This is a genomic window from Undibacterium sp. GW821-FHT07F11 (genome assembly GCF_059418665.1).
Genome location: NZ_JBWKQH010000007.1, coordinates 112,247 through 126,281 on the forward strand (window position 1 = coordinate 112,247; position 14,035 = coordinate 126,281).

Annotated in this window: 18 protein-coding genes; 4 read left to right on the forward strand and 14 right to left on the reverse strand. The window is 51.2% G+C overall.

The window, feature by feature from the left end; all coding sequences use genetic code 11:
- Positions 1-52: 52 nt before the first annotated feature.
- The 4 genes from ybeY to AC07OI_RS18340 form a co-directional block, all read right to left on the reverse strand.
- The gene (gene ybeY / locus AC07OI_RS18325; protein ID WP_492707798.1) at positions 53-523 is read right to left on the reverse strand and encodes an rRNA maturation RNase YbeY; all 471 of its coding nucleotides are present in this window, start codon (positions 521-523) and stop codon (positions 53-55) included.
- Positions 507-1,613, reverse strand: a complete 1,107-nt coding sequence (locus AC07OI_RS18330; protein WP_492708003.1) for a PhoH family protein — start codon at positions 1,611-1,613, stop codon at positions 507-509. The genes ybeY and AC07OI_RS18330 overlap by 17 nt, the downstream gene beginning before the upstream one ends.
- Positions 1,610-2,950 (reverse strand): tRNA (N6-isopentenyl adenosine(37)-C2)-methylthiotransferase MiaB, encoded by a 1,341-nt coding sequence (gene miaB, locus AC07OI_RS18335; RefSeq protein WP_495258197.1) that lies wholly within the window; start codon positions 2,948-2,950, stop codon positions 1,610-1,612. Before miaB ends, AC07OI_RS18330 begins: the two co-directional genes overlap by 4 nt.
- Positions 2,951-3,042: 92 nt before the next feature.
- Positions 3,043-3,426 (reverse strand): hypothetical protein, encoded by a 384-nt coding sequence (locus tag AC07OI_RS18340; RefSeq protein WP_492707795.1) that lies wholly within the window; start codon positions 3,424-3,426, stop codon positions 3,043-3,045.
- Between the two features lie 203 nt (positions 3,427-3,629).
- Here AC07OI_RS18340 and AC07OI_RS18345 point away from each other — a divergent pair, with 203 nt between their 5' ends.
- The 3 genes from AC07OI_RS18345 to AC07OI_RS18355 are packed head-to-tail and all read left to right on the forward strand — an operon-like array spanning position 3,630 to position 5,483.
- Positions 3,630-4,139, forward strand: a complete 510-nt coding sequence (locus AC07OI_RS18345; protein WP_492707794.1) for a flavin reductase family protein — start codon at positions 3,630-3,632, stop codon at positions 4,137-4,139.
- Between the two features lie 8 nt (positions 4,140-4,147).
- Positions 4,148-4,411 (forward strand): SemiSWEET transporter, encoded by a 264-nt coding sequence (locus tag AC07OI_RS18350; protein WP_492707793.1) that lies wholly within the window; start codon positions 4,148-4,150, stop codon positions 4,409-4,411.
- A gap of 49 nt (positions 4,412-4,460) precedes the next feature.
- Positions 4,461-5,483 (forward strand): SRPBCC family protein, encoded by a 1,023-nt coding sequence (locus tag AC07OI_RS18355; RefSeq protein WP_495258199.1) that lies wholly within the window; start codon positions 4,461-4,463, stop codon positions 5,481-5,483.
- A gap of 187 nt (positions 5,484-5,670) precedes the next feature.
- Here the strand turns inward: AC07OI_RS18355 and AC07OI_RS18360 are convergent, their stop codons facing one another.
- The 10 genes from AC07OI_RS18360 to AC07OI_RS18405 form a co-directional block, all read right to left on the reverse strand.
- Positions 5,671-5,919: a hypothetical protein gene (locus AC07OI_RS18360; RefSeq protein WP_492707790.1), complete on the reverse strand. Its 249-nt coding sequence runs from the start codon at positions 5,917-5,919 to the stop codon at positions 5,671-5,673.
- The gene (locus AC07OI_RS18365; protein ID WP_495258200.1) at positions 5,909-6,577 is read right to left on the reverse strand and encodes a hypothetical protein; all 669 of its coding nucleotides are present in this window, start codon (positions 6,575-6,577) and stop codon (positions 5,909-5,911) included. The genes AC07OI_RS18360 and AC07OI_RS18365 overlap by 11 nt, the downstream gene beginning before the upstream one ends.
- Before the next feature lie 201 nt (positions 6,578-6,778).
- Positions 6,779-8,749, reverse strand: a complete 1,971-nt coding sequence (locus tag AC07OI_RS18370; RefSeq protein ID WP_495258201.1) for a hypothetical protein — start codon at positions 8,747-8,749, stop codon at positions 6,779-6,781.
- 833 nt (positions 8,750-9,582) lie between these two features.
- Positions 9,583-10,104 (reverse strand): hypothetical protein, encoded by a 522-nt coding sequence (locus AC07OI_RS18375; RefSeq protein WP_492707786.1) that lies wholly within the window; start codon positions 10,102-10,104, stop codon positions 9,583-9,585.
- A gap of 4 nt (positions 10,105-10,108) precedes the next feature.
- The gene (locus AC07OI_RS18380; protein ID WP_492707785.1) at positions 10,109-10,519 is read right to left on the reverse strand and encodes a DUF4259 domain-containing protein; all 411 of its coding nucleotides are present in this window, start codon (positions 10,517-10,519) and stop codon (positions 10,109-10,111) included.
- A gap of 87 nt (positions 10,520-10,606) precedes the next feature.
- The gene (locus AC07OI_RS18385; protein WP_495258202.1) at positions 10,607-11,095 is read right to left on the reverse strand and encodes a hypothetical protein; all 489 of its coding nucleotides are present in this window, start codon (positions 11,093-11,095) and stop codon (positions 10,607-10,609) included.
- An 87-nt stretch (positions 11,096-11,182) separates the two neighbouring features.
- The gene (locus tag AC07OI_RS18390) at positions 11,183-11,596 is read right to left on the reverse strand and encodes a GFA family protein (protein ID WP_492707783.1); all 414 of its coding nucleotides are present in this window, start codon (positions 11,594-11,596) and stop codon (positions 11,183-11,185) included.
- Positions 11,597-11,610: 14 nt separating this feature from the next.
- Positions 11,611-12,054: an SRPBCC domain-containing protein gene (locus AC07OI_RS18395; protein WP_492707781.1), complete on the reverse strand. Its 444-nt coding sequence runs from the start codon at positions 12,052-12,054 to the stop codon at positions 11,611-11,613.
- A gap of 2 nt (positions 12,055-12,056) precedes the next feature.
- Positions 12,057-12,374, reverse strand: coding sequence for an ArsR/SmtB family transcription factor (locus AC07OI_RS18400; protein ID WP_492707780.1), 318 nt, complete (start codon positions 12,372-12,374; stop codon positions 12,057-12,059).
- A gap of 136 nt (positions 12,375-12,510) precedes the next feature.
- Entirely contained in the window at positions 12,511-12,726 is a 216-nt protein-coding gene (locus tag AC07OI_RS18405) for a hypothetical protein (protein WP_495258203.1), read from the reverse strand.
- 310 nt (positions 12,727-13,036) lie between these two features.
- Here AC07OI_RS18405 and AC07OI_RS18410 point away from each other — a divergent pair, with 310 nt between their 5' ends.
- The gene (locus tag AC07OI_RS18410) at positions 13,037-14,020 is read left to right on the forward strand and encodes a hypothetical protein (protein WP_495258204.1); all 984 of its coding nucleotides are present in this window, start codon (positions 13,037-13,039) and stop codon (positions 14,018-14,020) included.
- The last annotated feature ends 15 nt before the right edge of the window (positions 14,021-14,035 follow it).

A 14,035-nucleotide genomic window follows, 5' to 3' on the forward strand; every position in this document is an offset into this window, starting at 1 on the left:
TTGCGAAACCCCACAAATCTCCCCTTGAAGGGGAAGGGGCTTAAAAACAACGTCACTGATACGGATTCCCCAGCCCCATCCCCGCCAGTATCTCTATCTCCAGCGCCTCCATCTCTTCAGCCTCATCATCCTCTTCATGATCATAGCCCTGGGCATGCAAGACGCCGTGGACGATCAGATGCTGGGCATGCTCGAGCACGGTTTTCTTTTGCTCGGCAGCTTCCTTCTCCAGCACATCGGTACACAGGATAATATCGGCCTGGGTCACCTCTGCATCTTCATCCTCGGTATAGGCAAAGGTCAACACATTGGTGGCGTAGTCCTTGCCGCGGTAATCATGGTTGAGCACCTTGCCTTCTTCGGCATCGACAAAGCGCAAAGTGATTTCTGCCGGGAAGAACAGCGCCGCCTGCACGGTCTTGCGTATCAGCGGGCGGGTCAGTACATCTTGCAGACGCTTGTCGGCGTATTGCACTGACAGTGTCAGCTTGTGTTTAACTTCGTTTTTACTTTTTGCGACCATGATGGGCAGAGCTTAAAGGGGTTGCGGGTTTCAGCAAGCCGATGGCGGCGCTGTTGGCGGTGGCGCTGGCATTGGCACTTTCATAGGCATCGACAATGCGGGCGACCAGCGGGTGGCGTACCACATCGACGCTGCCAAAATGGGTAAAGCCTATGCCGCGCACACCATCGAGTACCTGACAGGCATCGATGAGGCCACTCTTCACATTACGCTGCAAATCAACCTGGGTAGGGTCGCCGGTAATTACGGCCTTGCTGCCGAAACCTATGCGCGTGAGGAACATCTTCATCTGTTCCGGTGTCGTGTTTTGCGCTTCATCGAGGATGACGAAAGCATGGTTCAAGGTGCGGCCACGCATATAGGCCAGCGGGGCAATCTCGATGACCTGTTTTTCAAACATTTTTTGCGTACGGTCAAAGCCCAGCAAGTCATATAGCGCGTCATACAGCGGGCGCAGATATGGGTCGACCTTTTGCGCCAGATCACCCGGCAAGAAGCCCAGGCGCTCGCCCGCTTCCACCGCTGGGCGAGTCAGTACGATGCGCTTGACGGCATCACGCTCCAGTGCATCCACGGCACACGCTACCGCCAGATAGGTTTTACCTGTACCAGCCGGGCCTATGCCAAAGCTGATGTCATGGTCTAGTATGGTCTTGATGTAATGGTTCTGGTGCGGCGTACGCCCGCGCAAATCGCTGCGGCGGGTTTTCAATACCGGGCTTTCTATGTCGGCATCTTCTGGCAAGGGGGCATCTACCGCCACGGCATCTGCCGGAATAATATCTTCTTTCTCAGCCTTGCCTTTTTTCAGGCTCTTGCTGGCACGCTGCTCTACCAATGCCAGTTGCACTTCATCGATGGTGATGATTTTTTTCGCCAGGCCATAGAAATGCTCAAGTATCTCTATCGCTTTTTCGGCATTGTGGCCGCTGACGATAAATTTTTCACCACGACGGAAGATCGTCACATCCAGTGCCGATGATATCTGCCGCAAGTTCTCATCCAGTGGCCCGCACAGATGTGCCAGACGGGTATTGTCCAGGGGTTGAGGGATGAAGTGCGCTACCGGCACGGGTGTTTTTGCCATTATGCTGTCACAGCCTCTTCGACGAGTTCGCCGCGTAAGGAATAATTATAGGATTCGGTAATGCGGGTATTCACCAGCGTACCGATCAGATCTTTGGAACCCGCGAAATTGACAACGCGGTTATTCTCGGTGCGGCCTTGCAATTCATTCGGGTCCTTGACCGACGGTCCCTCTACCAGAATGCGCTGCACAGTGCCTATCATGGCATTACTGTATTTTTTGGTATTGGCATCAATCACAGACTGCAAATGCTGCAGGCGGCGCAATTTGAGTTCTGCCGGTGTATCGTCTGCCAGGTTCGCCGCTGGCGTGCCTGGGCGCGGGCTGAAGATAAAGCTGAAGCTGTTATCAAAGCCGATGTCATTGATGAGCTTCATCAACGCATCAAAATCTTCATCCGTCTCACCTGGGAAGCCGACGATAAAATCGGATGACACCGCAATATCAGGCCGTACCTGCCGCAAACGACGCAGGACGGACTTGTATTCGATGGCCGTATAACCACGCTTCATCGCTGACAAAATACGGTCAGAACCATGCTGGGCAGGCAGGTACAAATGATTGACCAGCTTGGGCACCTTGGCATAACAGTCTATCAGCCGCTGGGTAAATTCTTTGGGGTGGCTGGTGACAAAGCGTATGCGTTCTATCTGCGGGAACTCAGCTATGTATTCGATCAGCAGCGCAAAGTCGGCAATCTCGCCATCTTCCATAACGCCACGATAGGCATTCACGTTTTGCCCCAGCAGGGAGATTTCCTTGACGCCCTGCTCGGCCAGACCGGCTACTTCTGCCAGCACATCATCAAATGGACGCGAGACTTCTTCACCACGGGTATAAGGTACGACGCAATAACTGCAATACTTGCTGCAACCTTCCATGATGGACACATAAGCACTCGCACCTTCGACACGGGCTGGTGGCATGTGGTCAAACTTCTCGATTTCAGGAAAACTGATATCGACTTGCGAGCGGCCAGAAGTACGGCGCGCATCTATCATCTGTGGAAGGCGATGCAGGGTTTGCGGGCCAAATACCATGTCCACATAAGGCGCACGCTTGACGATGGCATCACCTTCTTGCGATGCCACGCAACCGCCGACACCGATCAGCAGATCAGGTTTTTTGCGTTTGAGTTCACGCAGGCGACCAAGGTCGGAAAATACCTTTTCGGATGCTTTTTCGCGCACGCTGCAGGTGTTGAGCAAGATCACATCTGCATCTTCTGGTGTATCGGTTTTTACCATGCCGTCATTGGCATTGAGGATGTCTGCCATCTTGTCCGAGTCGTACTCGTTCATCTGGCAACCGAAGGTTTTGATAAATACTTTTTTTTGCATAGTTTTCTACTCAGCTTACTTACTCTACTTAGCTTACTTACTTTAGGGATTACAGCACTGCGCCAGGCACGGCTGTTATCCCTGGGCAGATCTCAAAAATTTTTGTTCTGGAAAATCTGCGGCACCCATTCCTTGGCGACCGGCAGTACCCTTTTACGTTCAAGTTCGGTCAATACCCAGATTTTTGAGACATCGCCAAAATTATCTTCAAGATAATTAATAATGATGTAGTTGCCCGTAATTTGCGTGGGCGAGATGAACAGGTTCTGGTCATCATAGATACGCAAACCCGGCGCCGTATTTTTGGCTTTGCCATCAATCAGGACATTGGGATATTGCGACATATTCAAGACACCGCGCCTGGTATTTTCCGGAAAATTACGTTCATCCGGTATTTGTGCAAAACCTTGCAAACTCGTCATCGTCAGCACGGCTAACACAGACATCATCATGGCACGGCGTAAAATCAGCAGCATGGGCATACCTCAGCACCTCTTAGTGGGAAATTTAGTTCAAGCAAATCAATTACTTAGCTTAAAACCTGGGGAAACCGGCAAGCCTGCAAGTTTAACACAATCAGGGCTGCACTTCCTATTGCAGGATAGCAGGCGGCCAAGCCACAACAAGCCAAAATGCCTGAAAATCTGTGATAATGGTAAAAAAAGAACCATGGAACCTCATGCACACCCGCTCACCCCGCTCTGAAAAGCGTGAATTTGATACCCGCCATTTCCGGGATGCCCTGTCGCAATTTGCCACTGGCGTCACTGTCATCACTACCCGCCTGGCGGATGGGCAGTTTTTGGGCTTGACGGCATCGTCCTTCAATTCTGTCTCGCTCGACCCACCATTGATACTCTGGAGCCTGGGCACCGCCGCCAACAGCCTGCCCGTCTTTAGTGGCAATTCTCACTATGTGGTGAATATACTATCCAGCGAACAAGCCTGGCTGGCCGAGCAATTTGCCAGCCGCAAGACTGACCGCTTTGCTGGTGTTGACTACACACTCTCGCGCACTGGCCACCCCATACTGACAGGCGCATCGGCCTGGTTTGAATGCCACAACCGCAGCCGCTATCCTGAGGGTGACCATGTCATCTTCGTTGGCGAAGTTGAGCATTGCGAATTCACCAAACAGGCACCGCTGGTGTTTCACTCTGGCCAGTTCCTGCGCCCTACCAAAGAATAAGCTTGCCCATGACTACACTTTTGCCTGTCGATCTGATCGGCTACATCGCCGCTTGCCTGACGACTGCCGCGTTCGTACCACAAGCCTGGCTGACCTGGCGCCGCAAACGGGCCGAAGGCGTGTCCCTGGGCATGTATATCATCCTGGTCGTCGGCATCATGCTGTGGCTGGTGTATGGCCTCATGCTCAGCGCCCTGCCCATCATCATCGCCAATCTGATCACCCTGATGCTGGCCCTTTTTATTCTGGTGATGAAGCTGGTGTACAAGTAAATACAAGTAAATCTTCTACGTCGCAAGCCCATTTACGCAGGTAGGCAGCATGTCTGAAAACAATAAGCCAAACAGCATCTCAAGCAACCCGCAAAATACGGCTGCGGATAATCCACATCTTGAACTGCGCATAATAAGCGCACTGATTGTGGGTGTGGTGTATGGCCTGCTGTTACGCGTCAGCTTTGAAAACAAGTCCCTGCACGCATGGCTGCAAATCGTGTCTACCGCCTTCCTGATTGTTGCCCCTTTCAGCATAGGGGCTATCGCGGTGTTGCTGGCGGCTGGCAAGTCCCGTATTACCGTTGGCAGACAAATCATGGTGTCCTGTCTGTCGATGGTGATGTTCCTGATAGCCATGTTTGTTTGCATGCTGGAAGGCATGATCTGCCTGGTGCTGGTCGCCCCCGTCTTCATGGTCGCCGCCATCATTGGCGGCCTGATCGCAGGCTGGATACACAATCGCTTTCATACATCCCCGTTTACCTTGTCTTCATTTGTCCTGTTGCCGCTCTTGCTGGGCCCGATTGAAGCCAACCTGCCACCGGCACAAAGCGAGCAAAGGGTCAGCTCTGTCATACAGATACAAGCCAGCCCTGAAGAAGTATTCGAGCAACTCGCCTCAGTGCAGGACATCAAAGCTGATGAACTCGGCTTTTCATTCGTGCACCTGATCGGCCTGCCCAAGCCGCTGGCTGCCAATATGGATGGCAAGGGTGTGGGCGCAGTCAGAACCTCGCGCTGGGAAAAGAATGTCAGCTTTGAAGAAGTCATCACCACCTGGCAAAAACCCTATGCCATGCATTACCGCTTTCATATTCCAGCTGGCGGCATCCCCAAAGATGCACTCGACAGGCATGTGGAAATGGGCGGCGAATATTTCGATGTACTCGATGGCGGCTATGACCTGAAGGCAAAAGATGGCGGTACTGAACTGCGTCTGAGCACCCGCTTCATCAACAAGTCACAACTCAAGACCTACGGCGACCTGTGGGGAAAAATGGTATTGAATGACTTTCATCAATCCATACTGGGGCTCATGAAGAAACGTGCGGAACAGGCGCATAAGTAGACGCATATCCAGGCTCATAACAAACCTCAAAAACAGCAAAACGTGCAACTTGCTTTTGACGTGTTTGTGAATACGAAAGATATGCGCTAGATACAGAACAGATACAAAATAGACCGTAAAAACCTGACAGCATGGTTATCAGGCAAGTCTTGCCAGTTGCAAGCAGAACTTGTACCGGCCACCAGTGCTAATGCTTGCGTGAATTCTTAGCCGCTGGTTGAACCACGGTTTCTACACCACGCTGACCGTGCATGTCGGTATCAACTTTACCCTCTTGCAAGTCATCTAATGCCTGTTTCATGATCTTGCGAGGTTTGCTATTGTCATCTGTCGTTTGATCACGTTCATGAGGTAACAAAGCTTCATTGTTTTTGACAGCGGCACTTTTGGCCTGCTTGCCAGTCTTGCTGTCCAGGTTGACGTGTTTAGAGTTCACGGCCAGTTACTCCCTGCTCTGCCGCTTGCTGTTCAACGGAGGCTGAAGCAGGCGAACCTGTGGTTGCTCCAACGACTGGACTTGCCGATGGCAAACTGGCAGGAATTAAATTGGGCGGCACGCGCGGATCAAAATCTGTCCAGTCACCTTTGCTGATCGTACCTTCGCCCAGCTCAATCTGGTCTGCTCCCAGATTTTTCAACACGGCAATGACATGCGGTTCACTCTCAGGCTTGCTGACACTGACAGCCACCATCATGCCGGATCGCCGCACGGCGGCAGCATTTTCAGCATCGTCTCCTGTCGTCTCGCCCTTATCCTTCATCTGCGACAAACTGCCTATCAGCGCCCCCACATGTGCACCAACCAGCGCACCCAATGCAGTACTCACCGGGCCAGTCACAGGCGCACCGATCAAGCCTACGGCAGCACCAACCGCCCCCCCCGCAGCAGCACCATTAACAGCACCACTGCCAGCCTTGGTTGCACCCGGTGAATCATCGCGGTCACCCCCGACAGGATACATATCATGCTGCCCCGGAGGATTAAGATAAAAAGAGCTGATTTGTCCCGGAGCAAAGCCCAGCACCATCAGTTGATAGATAGCCTGCTGCACCTGTTCTTGCTGCTGCAGTCGCCCGGCAATAATATGCGTCATGATAATCTCCGTCCTGGTTGCAAAACCCTGCATTGACGCAAGTCAATGAGAATGCTTGCAAACAAGATAGTCCTATGCCGGAGAATCATCTGTGCGCTGGCGTACGGAATAATTGATGAAGTGTTGCAGCCTTGCAGGCCACCCGCTTTACACTTCGCGGGTGGCCCTCAGTTTTACTGCCTGCAACTTAATGCTTGCACCTTATTGCTTGCATTTATCCCACCAGCAACCTATGGTCTCGCGGTAAGGTTTGTAAGCCATCCACTTGGGGCTGCTTGCCCCGTCGGCGAAAGCGGCTTCGCGCAGTCCCCATGAACCGAATCCGCTATATGAGCTCACGTTGTTGAAGTGCACGAAAACCTGGCCCGGGCCAATGCCTTCTACCTTTACCCATTCCGCCATCAGCGCGTTGTAGACATCCCCCATGCGCTTGTCACGATTGGCGCTGATGAACAGGCTGGTAGCATCTGGATAAGGACTGCCAGCCACCACACGCAGATGCTGGCCGCCCTCATAGGCGAACAGCGGCTTTTTGTAGGGCCCGTTGGCCATGTTGGTTTTGTACTGACGGATCAGGTCACCAGCATGGGCAACAGAGCCTTTGAGAGCGTAGGAAACCTGCAATGGAGTATCAACATCCTGCCCAGCCGCGTTCTTGCCAAGCAACTCCTCAAAGACCTTATCGACGCCTGCACTTCCAGTACCCCAACTAGCCACCTTGTCTACGTTCCCAGGTTTCCCGTTTTCTCCGGGTTCCCCGAGATAGCCACCCACATAAGCGCCGACAGCCACAGCATCAATCGGGCCAGCACAGTCTTTGGCGATTTTGCCTGTCTCGACAGCCAGGGCGCAGGCGAGTGTTATCTTTGCTTGATCTGGCCAGCCAAACTGGGTATTGAGCACGCATTGCACACGCGAGGCCTGGTCGCCAAATTCCTGTTTGACGATCTGGCAGACCTCGTTGGTGCGTAGGGAATAATAGTTGATAGCCCTGTCGTACTCAGACGCGTCTGGCTTTCCGTCCCGGTGGAATTTGGTCAGCCCCTGCTCCGCCATCCACTTATAGTTCAAGACGAAGGGCCAGGCCGTGTTCCAGGGTTCATTGCCATACTCGACGATGAATTTGGCAGCAGGATTCAGGCTGGTTCGCGCCAGCTGCGCCATACGTTGCACATAGTCATTGTCGGCACGGTAGGGAATATTCATCCATGCATCAGCCGAAAGCGTGTTGGCCAGATTGATGGCGACTCCCACAGGTACGCCACCGCTGCCAGACCAGGTCGCATCGCTCTTGGCCGGACGCTGTGACCAGCTGGACAAAGTGGAGTCATTGATCCTGAACCAGTCCATGAAGCGCAGAGCCCGCACGCCGTTAAGATCAGCCAGGAAGTTGGGAGACCAGATCTGCGTCCTGGACAATTCCACCAGTGAAGTATAACCGCCTGCGGGGCATGTATCCGGGCCGGCTACCCACTGCAGGGGATTGCTGGTACAGATGCCGCCAGGCATGATCACGCGGATGTTGCGCAAGTAATTGTCCGGGTTGATACGGGAGATACGCATCCCGAAGTTATCCCCGTTCCTGGGATTGCGCGTCAGAATCATATGGCCTGGCTCGACTGTTTTCTGCGTAAGCTCACCAAAAAAAGAGAGGTCTCCATCACCCTCGTAGAAAACGTGGTAATCCCCGGCTGGCATGGACTTGATTGATGTGCTGTCATTAAACACCGTTGATACAGCACGGTACTTCGGGTAAGTCGTGGCCCCCTTAACTTTGGGCGGCAATGGCAGGCTCTTTACCCAGCCATTTGCATCCAGGTCCAGTTGGCTCTCTTCGTGCGTGTCCCAGATCCAGTCGGGATCCAGGACAGAGGTGACCCAGGGCTGCATGCGTTTGACCACATCGATGGTCGGTGCGTCCGTGCTATACGAAGCGAACTCTGTCAGGTTCATGCCCGCGCCGCCAGCATGGCGGGCGCGAATGAGGTTGGAGCCCAGCGCCAGGGGTCCGACGCCGTCATCGTCCTTCCCGGTTTTGTTAAGCGGGGGCGCTGCGGCAATTCCGGACTGGCCGCTCGCACCATCCACCGCGGCGGATGTATTGCTGCTGCCGCCACACCCCTGCAAGAGCGCGATGATCAGTGTTCCCACTATGGCTTGATAGCTTTTCATTTTTAATGTCGATCTGGATTTACTTGTCATTTTTTGATATCCATTCGGATTTAATTTTCATTGATGATGTCGAAGTTTTTTTTGTTTGTGAGCGGGTATAAATCAATGGGTATGAGCCAACGTTTCGAACGTTGGCTGGCGATCTCCTTTTTGTCATGTCTGGTCTGCTTTGGGTTGATTGATCTGCATGGCCTGTGCATGCATCGACCACGATCGGGCGCTGCGTTTCCCGATGAATTCGACATAAGCTGCGCAAGCCAGCTTCGGCTGGACAAGCATTGAACATGCTTGCCATAATTTCAATGGTAGAAGTGACAATGGGAGGGTGTTGTAATGATTTGTAGCAGAGAATTGCAAGCGGGCTGGGCCTGTAAGTAAATGCAACACCCTGGCGACTGCACAGTTCAGGCAGGCAGGGGCAGTATGGTGCTATGCATGTACCCCAAAATAATCGGATGACAATCGAAATATCCTGTCGGATACGATTGTGTTTTGCACACGTTCAATTACACTCTTTACATTTCGTCTGAACGAAAAAAACACTTGAAGACATTACGTGCATCAACAATATTCTTTCCATTGCTGCGTTTTTGCAAAACTCATTGGTTGCCATATTTGTTCAGCGTCTGTCACATATAGAAGGAAAATGTATGCAGGTTTTAATGGTCCATATAATGCGAATTCCATGCAGGCGTTCCCATGTGTTATGGATCATCAGTATCTGGTCTGTACATTTCCCAGAGTAAGGACATTTAAGCGTATCGCTAATGGCCATCGGGCAATATAGCGTCGACGACAAGTCTTTTTTTTCACAGGATCGTGATTAAATAAATTTAAAGAACTGTATGCCGATGGAGAAGCGTAAATGATTCATCCTGAAGGAGTGCTGCTAACTCGCCAAACGCACTTTTAGATTTTTCAGCAGAATCAATGAGATAACTGCCGAGTAAAGTGCTTTCATCAGGAAGCTTGTTTAACGACAAAAAATCACCATGAAAGTCCTCAATAGTCACATTCATGCATGCGCTATACGCATCAATGGTATCGACGAGTTCTGCTTCAAACTCTGATAGAGTTATTTTTCCCTCTTGCACACCCAGATACAAAAATCCAAGAAAAAGTGAGACATAGCGCTCGTCAAAGACGACATGGTTTTCGCTCATTTTCTCCAGTAAAATATCCTGCGCATCATCGACACTTTCGCATACAGATAGTTCAGTAAGCCATCGCTCAGGCGTCAATTCAAGCCCATTCAATGCATCTCCAAGATTCCTTACATCTGCAGCACGAATATATTTTGATTCAATCAGAGAAAAAAATAACTGTAGAAAATTCTGATTTTTACAGCTATCCATAAAATCAAACCTTAACCCGGCTCGCCAACTCCTTCACCGACGCCTGCCATTCATCAAATAAGGCCGAATCCTGCCAAAGTTCCTTGAGTTCAGAATCATCCGCCAGGATTCTCTCTATCACTTTGTGTGCTTTTTCTGCCAGCTCTTTCGTCGGCACCAGCTTCATTTTTTTGACCCATTTATCGACGCTTTCGCTATATGCGTTGCGCATGCCCCAGTTGCCCTGCAACCTGGCGATCACCTCGATAGCGGCAATCGCTTCGGTGGCATCGGATGAGTCAATATAACCATTTCCCTCATTCAACACCTTGTCGAGTGTGTCTTCAACCAGCGAGAGATCTTTACTGTCTTCAAGATCATAAGCCCAATCGCAAGCAGTATCATTTCCAAAAGAATCAGCAGCCCAGGCACCCATACGATATCCTTTACGTTGAAATAAGTAGCAGAAGACAGATTCGCCTTCCGATCAGAAAAATCACTTTGCAGATGGCAGCTAAAATTCTTAAAGCTCATCCGCCCGCCGCACATATACCCCTATCACTCCGAGCACACCCAAAAACACACATAGCAAATGTAGATACATCAGAGGAATAATTTCATACAAGACGTTGTCATTACTGAAGGGATGCAAAGGCTTTATGTCAACATGCATGATGCTGTCGAACACCACATGCGACAAAGCACCCAGCAATGCGCCAAGGCTCACCTGCAACAGCGTCAGCTGCTGCCAGCGATAAAAATTGGGTAAATAAAAGCGCCCGGCACACCAGCGTACCAGCAGGAATAGCAAGATCGTAAAACCCGCCATCAAAGGCGCGCCAAGATAGGTATGAAAGAAGGCATGCACAGGAAAGCGTGCATTCATCAGGTTATAGAATGACTCCACATCAATGAACACATTCACAGCCGCGAATGACAAAAAACTGAAGCGGGCAGGTGCTGCAGCTTTGAGGGCAGCACCAAGGCCGAAATGAAATGGAGTAACTGGCATGAAAAGCGGTCGCCCCTGAAAAATTGATCGTCAGCAGCCAGCATACGACGCCTGTAAATCGTGGTCAAGATCGCAATGAAAATTTACTCATCTCACTGGCATCTTGTCGAACTTCGGTAACGCGGGATTGATGTGATCCCATGCATGGGCGCGCGCACCATACGTCACCATTTGCGGTTGGTATCTGCCAGGGTCATCAAGGCTGGCCGCACGTATGGTGAAAAATTCTGGCATTGCTGCAAATGTCATGTACACCGGTGACCCGCAGGCTGGGCAAAAGGCACGGGTCTTGATATTGCCGCTATCGCCGCGCATGTCCCAGTGTGTGGCTGCACCCTGAACTTGCACGCCTGAATGCAAAAATGTCAGGTGTGAACCATGCCCGGTGCCGCTTTCTTGCTGGCAATCGCGGCATTGACAGTCGTTGGACACTACCGGTTCGCCTGTAATTTCATAACGGATTGCACCACAGGCACAACCTCCTGTATAGGCAGTACTCATGACAACTCCTTATTTTAATAGTCGATACCGCGTCCAGTTTCCAGCAATGATTTGAGACTGGACAACACCAGCGGCCAGCCAAAGCTGATGCCCCGAAGTACCTCAGGGCTAAGTTCTTCATGCGTCACCGTCAGACGCACCAGTTCGCCAGATTTGGGATCACCCTCATCAATATCGATGGCCAGCTTTGAATGTTTGGCCGGGTCTGCCGCATTGGCTGGACCAACCCAGGTCATTGCCAGGCGCTTGCCGGGTATGCATTCCAGAACGGTACCCACATGTTCTACCGTGCCTTTGCCATCATCGGCAATATGCTGCCAGCTCGAACCTGGTGTCCAGTCAGAGACAATTTCGCTTTTCCAGAATTGCCGTGTCAGCGCGCCATCCATCAGGGCTTGCCAGACTTTCTCAGTCGTCGTGGCGATATAGGTCACATAGACAAACTTCTCTTGGTTCATGATCACTTCCTTTCCAGTTTGGTTTTGAGGTCGTGCATGGCCTCAAGATGTTGTCGTTCAAATTTGCGTATCCAGCGCTCATAAATTTCATGGATAGGTACAGGATTGAAGTAATGCAGTTTCTCCCGGCCCTGCCGTTCTACAGAAATCAGATTGGCATCTTCCAGCAAACCGAGATGCTGGGTCACCGACTGCCGCGCCATGTCCAGCTCATTGCAAAGCTCACCCAGCGTCTGCCCATTTTTGGCATGCAAACTGTCAAGCAATTTGCGACGACTGGGGTCGGCCAGTGCCTTGAATACTTTGTCTATTTCTGTCATTGATGTATCGCATCTGAAATTTTTTAAAGGTAAAACAAAATGCAGGTAATTAACTGCATGAATTCATTATAGGCAGGCATTTACCTGCATGTCAAGCCAGGTATTGGGAAAATTACTTGCGTGTTGAAGGAAGTCTTTAGCGAAAAACATCCAGCACCAGGGCTGGTTTAAGGATCATGAAAATCGCAATGCCGAAAGAAATGAGACCACAAAGTATCGCAGGGATACCTGTCAGGTACCCGATAGGTTCCTGCCCTTCCACACCATAAGGGATACGCCGCACGAACAAGCAATGGCAGGCAAATACCAGCATCGACAAGCCCATCACATGCACACCAGTATTTTTTCCCACCAAGAAAAACACGGCTAAGGTCAGGACAAATCCTCCCTGCTCAAGTACACGCCGGATAGTGGAAGTCTGTGGTGTTTTTATTCAATTTTTTAATGGATATTGTCCTAGTCCACATTAGGAGCCTGTGGGCATCTGTCAAATCAATTCTTACAAGATGTGATCAGTTCACACGACTCGACCAAAGTACATGGCAACATCTTTTCTGTTTCACCGATGCGTTACAATCTATCAAAAAAATGGCGCTCCCAAGACTAAAGGCAGCAGATACTTTTATCTTGAGCACCTCAGTAACACACAGAAAGATTGCTACATGAATGAAACAGCCAAAAGCTTTTTGGATGCCTATGCCAGCGGTGGTGAAATAGAAGGTGGCTGGAAATTTGCCAAAGCCTTGCAGCAAACCCAGCTCGACTATTCGGACAAGGGTTTACACCGACTGGACCAATTGTTTGCAGCCATGCGGGAACGTGTAAAGCCGTCCCGCGAGGACATGCAAGGGTCTGTACAAGGTCGCAATTTTTGCGCCCTGATTGCCTATCATGTAATTGAAATCGTACGTCACCGTAGTGGTGCACATATTGATTGGCATGACAGGGCATCCGCCATTCAGGCACTACCAGTTGGTGTGCAATTGCCCAACGAAGCGTTCGCGCGACTGATTGCCCTCGCGCCCGATCAGGGCGTCGCATTCATGCCGCTGGATTGGATAGAGGCAGAGATATTCAGTGACAGTCAGCAGTCCAAGGCTGCAGATTATGTCACCAGCCTCATACAGCAGCTTGAGCGTAACGGCCCCGTCGTTTGGTGGACAGGCATGCAAGCCCTGGGACGAACTGCCTCGTGGCAAATGATGATGGCGGCTGACGGTGGTGCTGTGCTGCCCTTGATGCTGCGATCAACCGAGCCTATGTCCTGGCGCGCACTCATGTCCGGCCTGCCGGGTGAAAACCCTGAAGAAGCGCTGCAGTATGGTGTTGACTGCCTGGAGAAAAACCCGCACGACACAAGCTGGCAAGTGCTTGCTTACGATGGTTTCGCCGATCTTGAAGAAGGTCGTTTCGATGCTGTGATCGTCATTCTTTATACTTACGGCAAATCACCGTTGCGGCTGAAACTGGCATTTCCCTATCGCCCCGCACAGGCTGGTCGCGCGTTTCAAATCCTCAACCCTACTTTGCGTGGCACCAATGTGGAAGACGAACAAGTCCTGATGTTGGGTAATGCCATGCAACGTGGCATACAGAGTGTCAAGTGGGTGTTCGGAACAACATGGGATCAACTGCGAAAAGCATAGATTCAGGAACATGGA

What these genes read in the sequence shown, in the direction of transcription:
- AC07OI_RS18355 (WP_495258199.1), top strand. Translation starts at nt 4,461, where the DNA reads ATGTCTGAAAACAATAAGCCAAACAGCATCTCAAGCAACCCGCAAAAT.
- AC07OI_RS18395 (WP_492707781.1), bottom strand. Translation starts at nt 12,054, where the DNA reads ATGAACCAAGAGAAGTTTGTCTATGTGACCTATATCGCCACGACGACT.
- AC07OI_RS18350 (WP_492707793.1), top strand. Translation starts at nt 4,148, where the DNA reads ATGACTACACTTTTGCCTGTCGATCTGATCGGCTACATCGCCGCTTGC.
- AC07OI_RS18410 (WP_495258204.1), top strand. Translation starts at nt 13,037, where the DNA reads ATGAATGAAACAGCCAAAAGCTTTTTGGATGCCTATGCCAGCGGTGGT.
- miaB (WP_495258197.1), bottom strand. Translation starts at nt 2,950, where the DNA reads ATGCAAAAAAAAGTATTTATCAAAACCTTCGGTTGCCAGATGAACGAG.
- AC07OI_RS18345 (WP_492707794.1), top strand. Translation starts at nt 3,630, where the DNA reads ATGCACACCCGCTCACCCCGCTCTGAAAAGCGTGAATTTGATACCCGC.
- AC07OI_RS18365 (WP_495258200.1), bottom strand. Translation starts at nt 6,577, where the DNA reads ATGACGCATATTATTGCCGGGCGACTGCAGCAGCAAGAACAGGTGCAG.
- AC07OI_RS18370 (WP_495258201.1), bottom strand. Translation starts at nt 8,749, where the DNA reads ATGAAAAGCTATCAAGCCATAGTGGGAACACTGATCATCGCGCTCTTG.
- AC07OI_RS18375 (WP_492707786.1), bottom strand. Translation starts at nt 10,104, where the DNA reads ATGGATAGCTGTAAAAATCAGAATTTTCTACAGTTATTTTTTTCTCTG.
- AC07OI_RS18380 (WP_492707785.1), bottom strand. Translation starts at nt 10,519, where the DNA reads ATGGGTGCCTGGGCTGCTGATTCTTTTGGAAATGATACTGCTTGCGAT.
- AC07OI_RS18340 (WP_492707795.1), bottom strand. Translation starts at nt 3,426, where the DNA reads ATGCTGCTGATTTTACGCCGTGCCATGATGATGTCTGTGTTAGCCGTG.
- ybeY (WP_492707798.1), bottom strand. Translation starts at nt 523, where the DNA reads ATGGTCGCAAAAAGTAAAAACGAAGTTAAACACAAGCTGACACTGTCA.
- AC07OI_RS18400 (WP_492707780.1), bottom strand. Translation starts at nt 12,374, where the DNA reads ATGACAGAAATAGACAAAGTATTCAAGGCACTGGCCGACCCCAGTCGT.
- AC07OI_RS18390 (WP_492707783.1), bottom strand. Translation starts at nt 11,596, where the DNA reads ATGAGTACTGCCTATACAGGAGGTTGTGCCTGTGGTGCAATCCGTTAT.
- AC07OI_RS18385 (WP_495258202.1), bottom strand. Translation starts at nt 11,095, where the DNA reads ATGCCAGTTACTCCATTTCATTTCGGCCTTGGTGCTGCCCTCAAAGCT.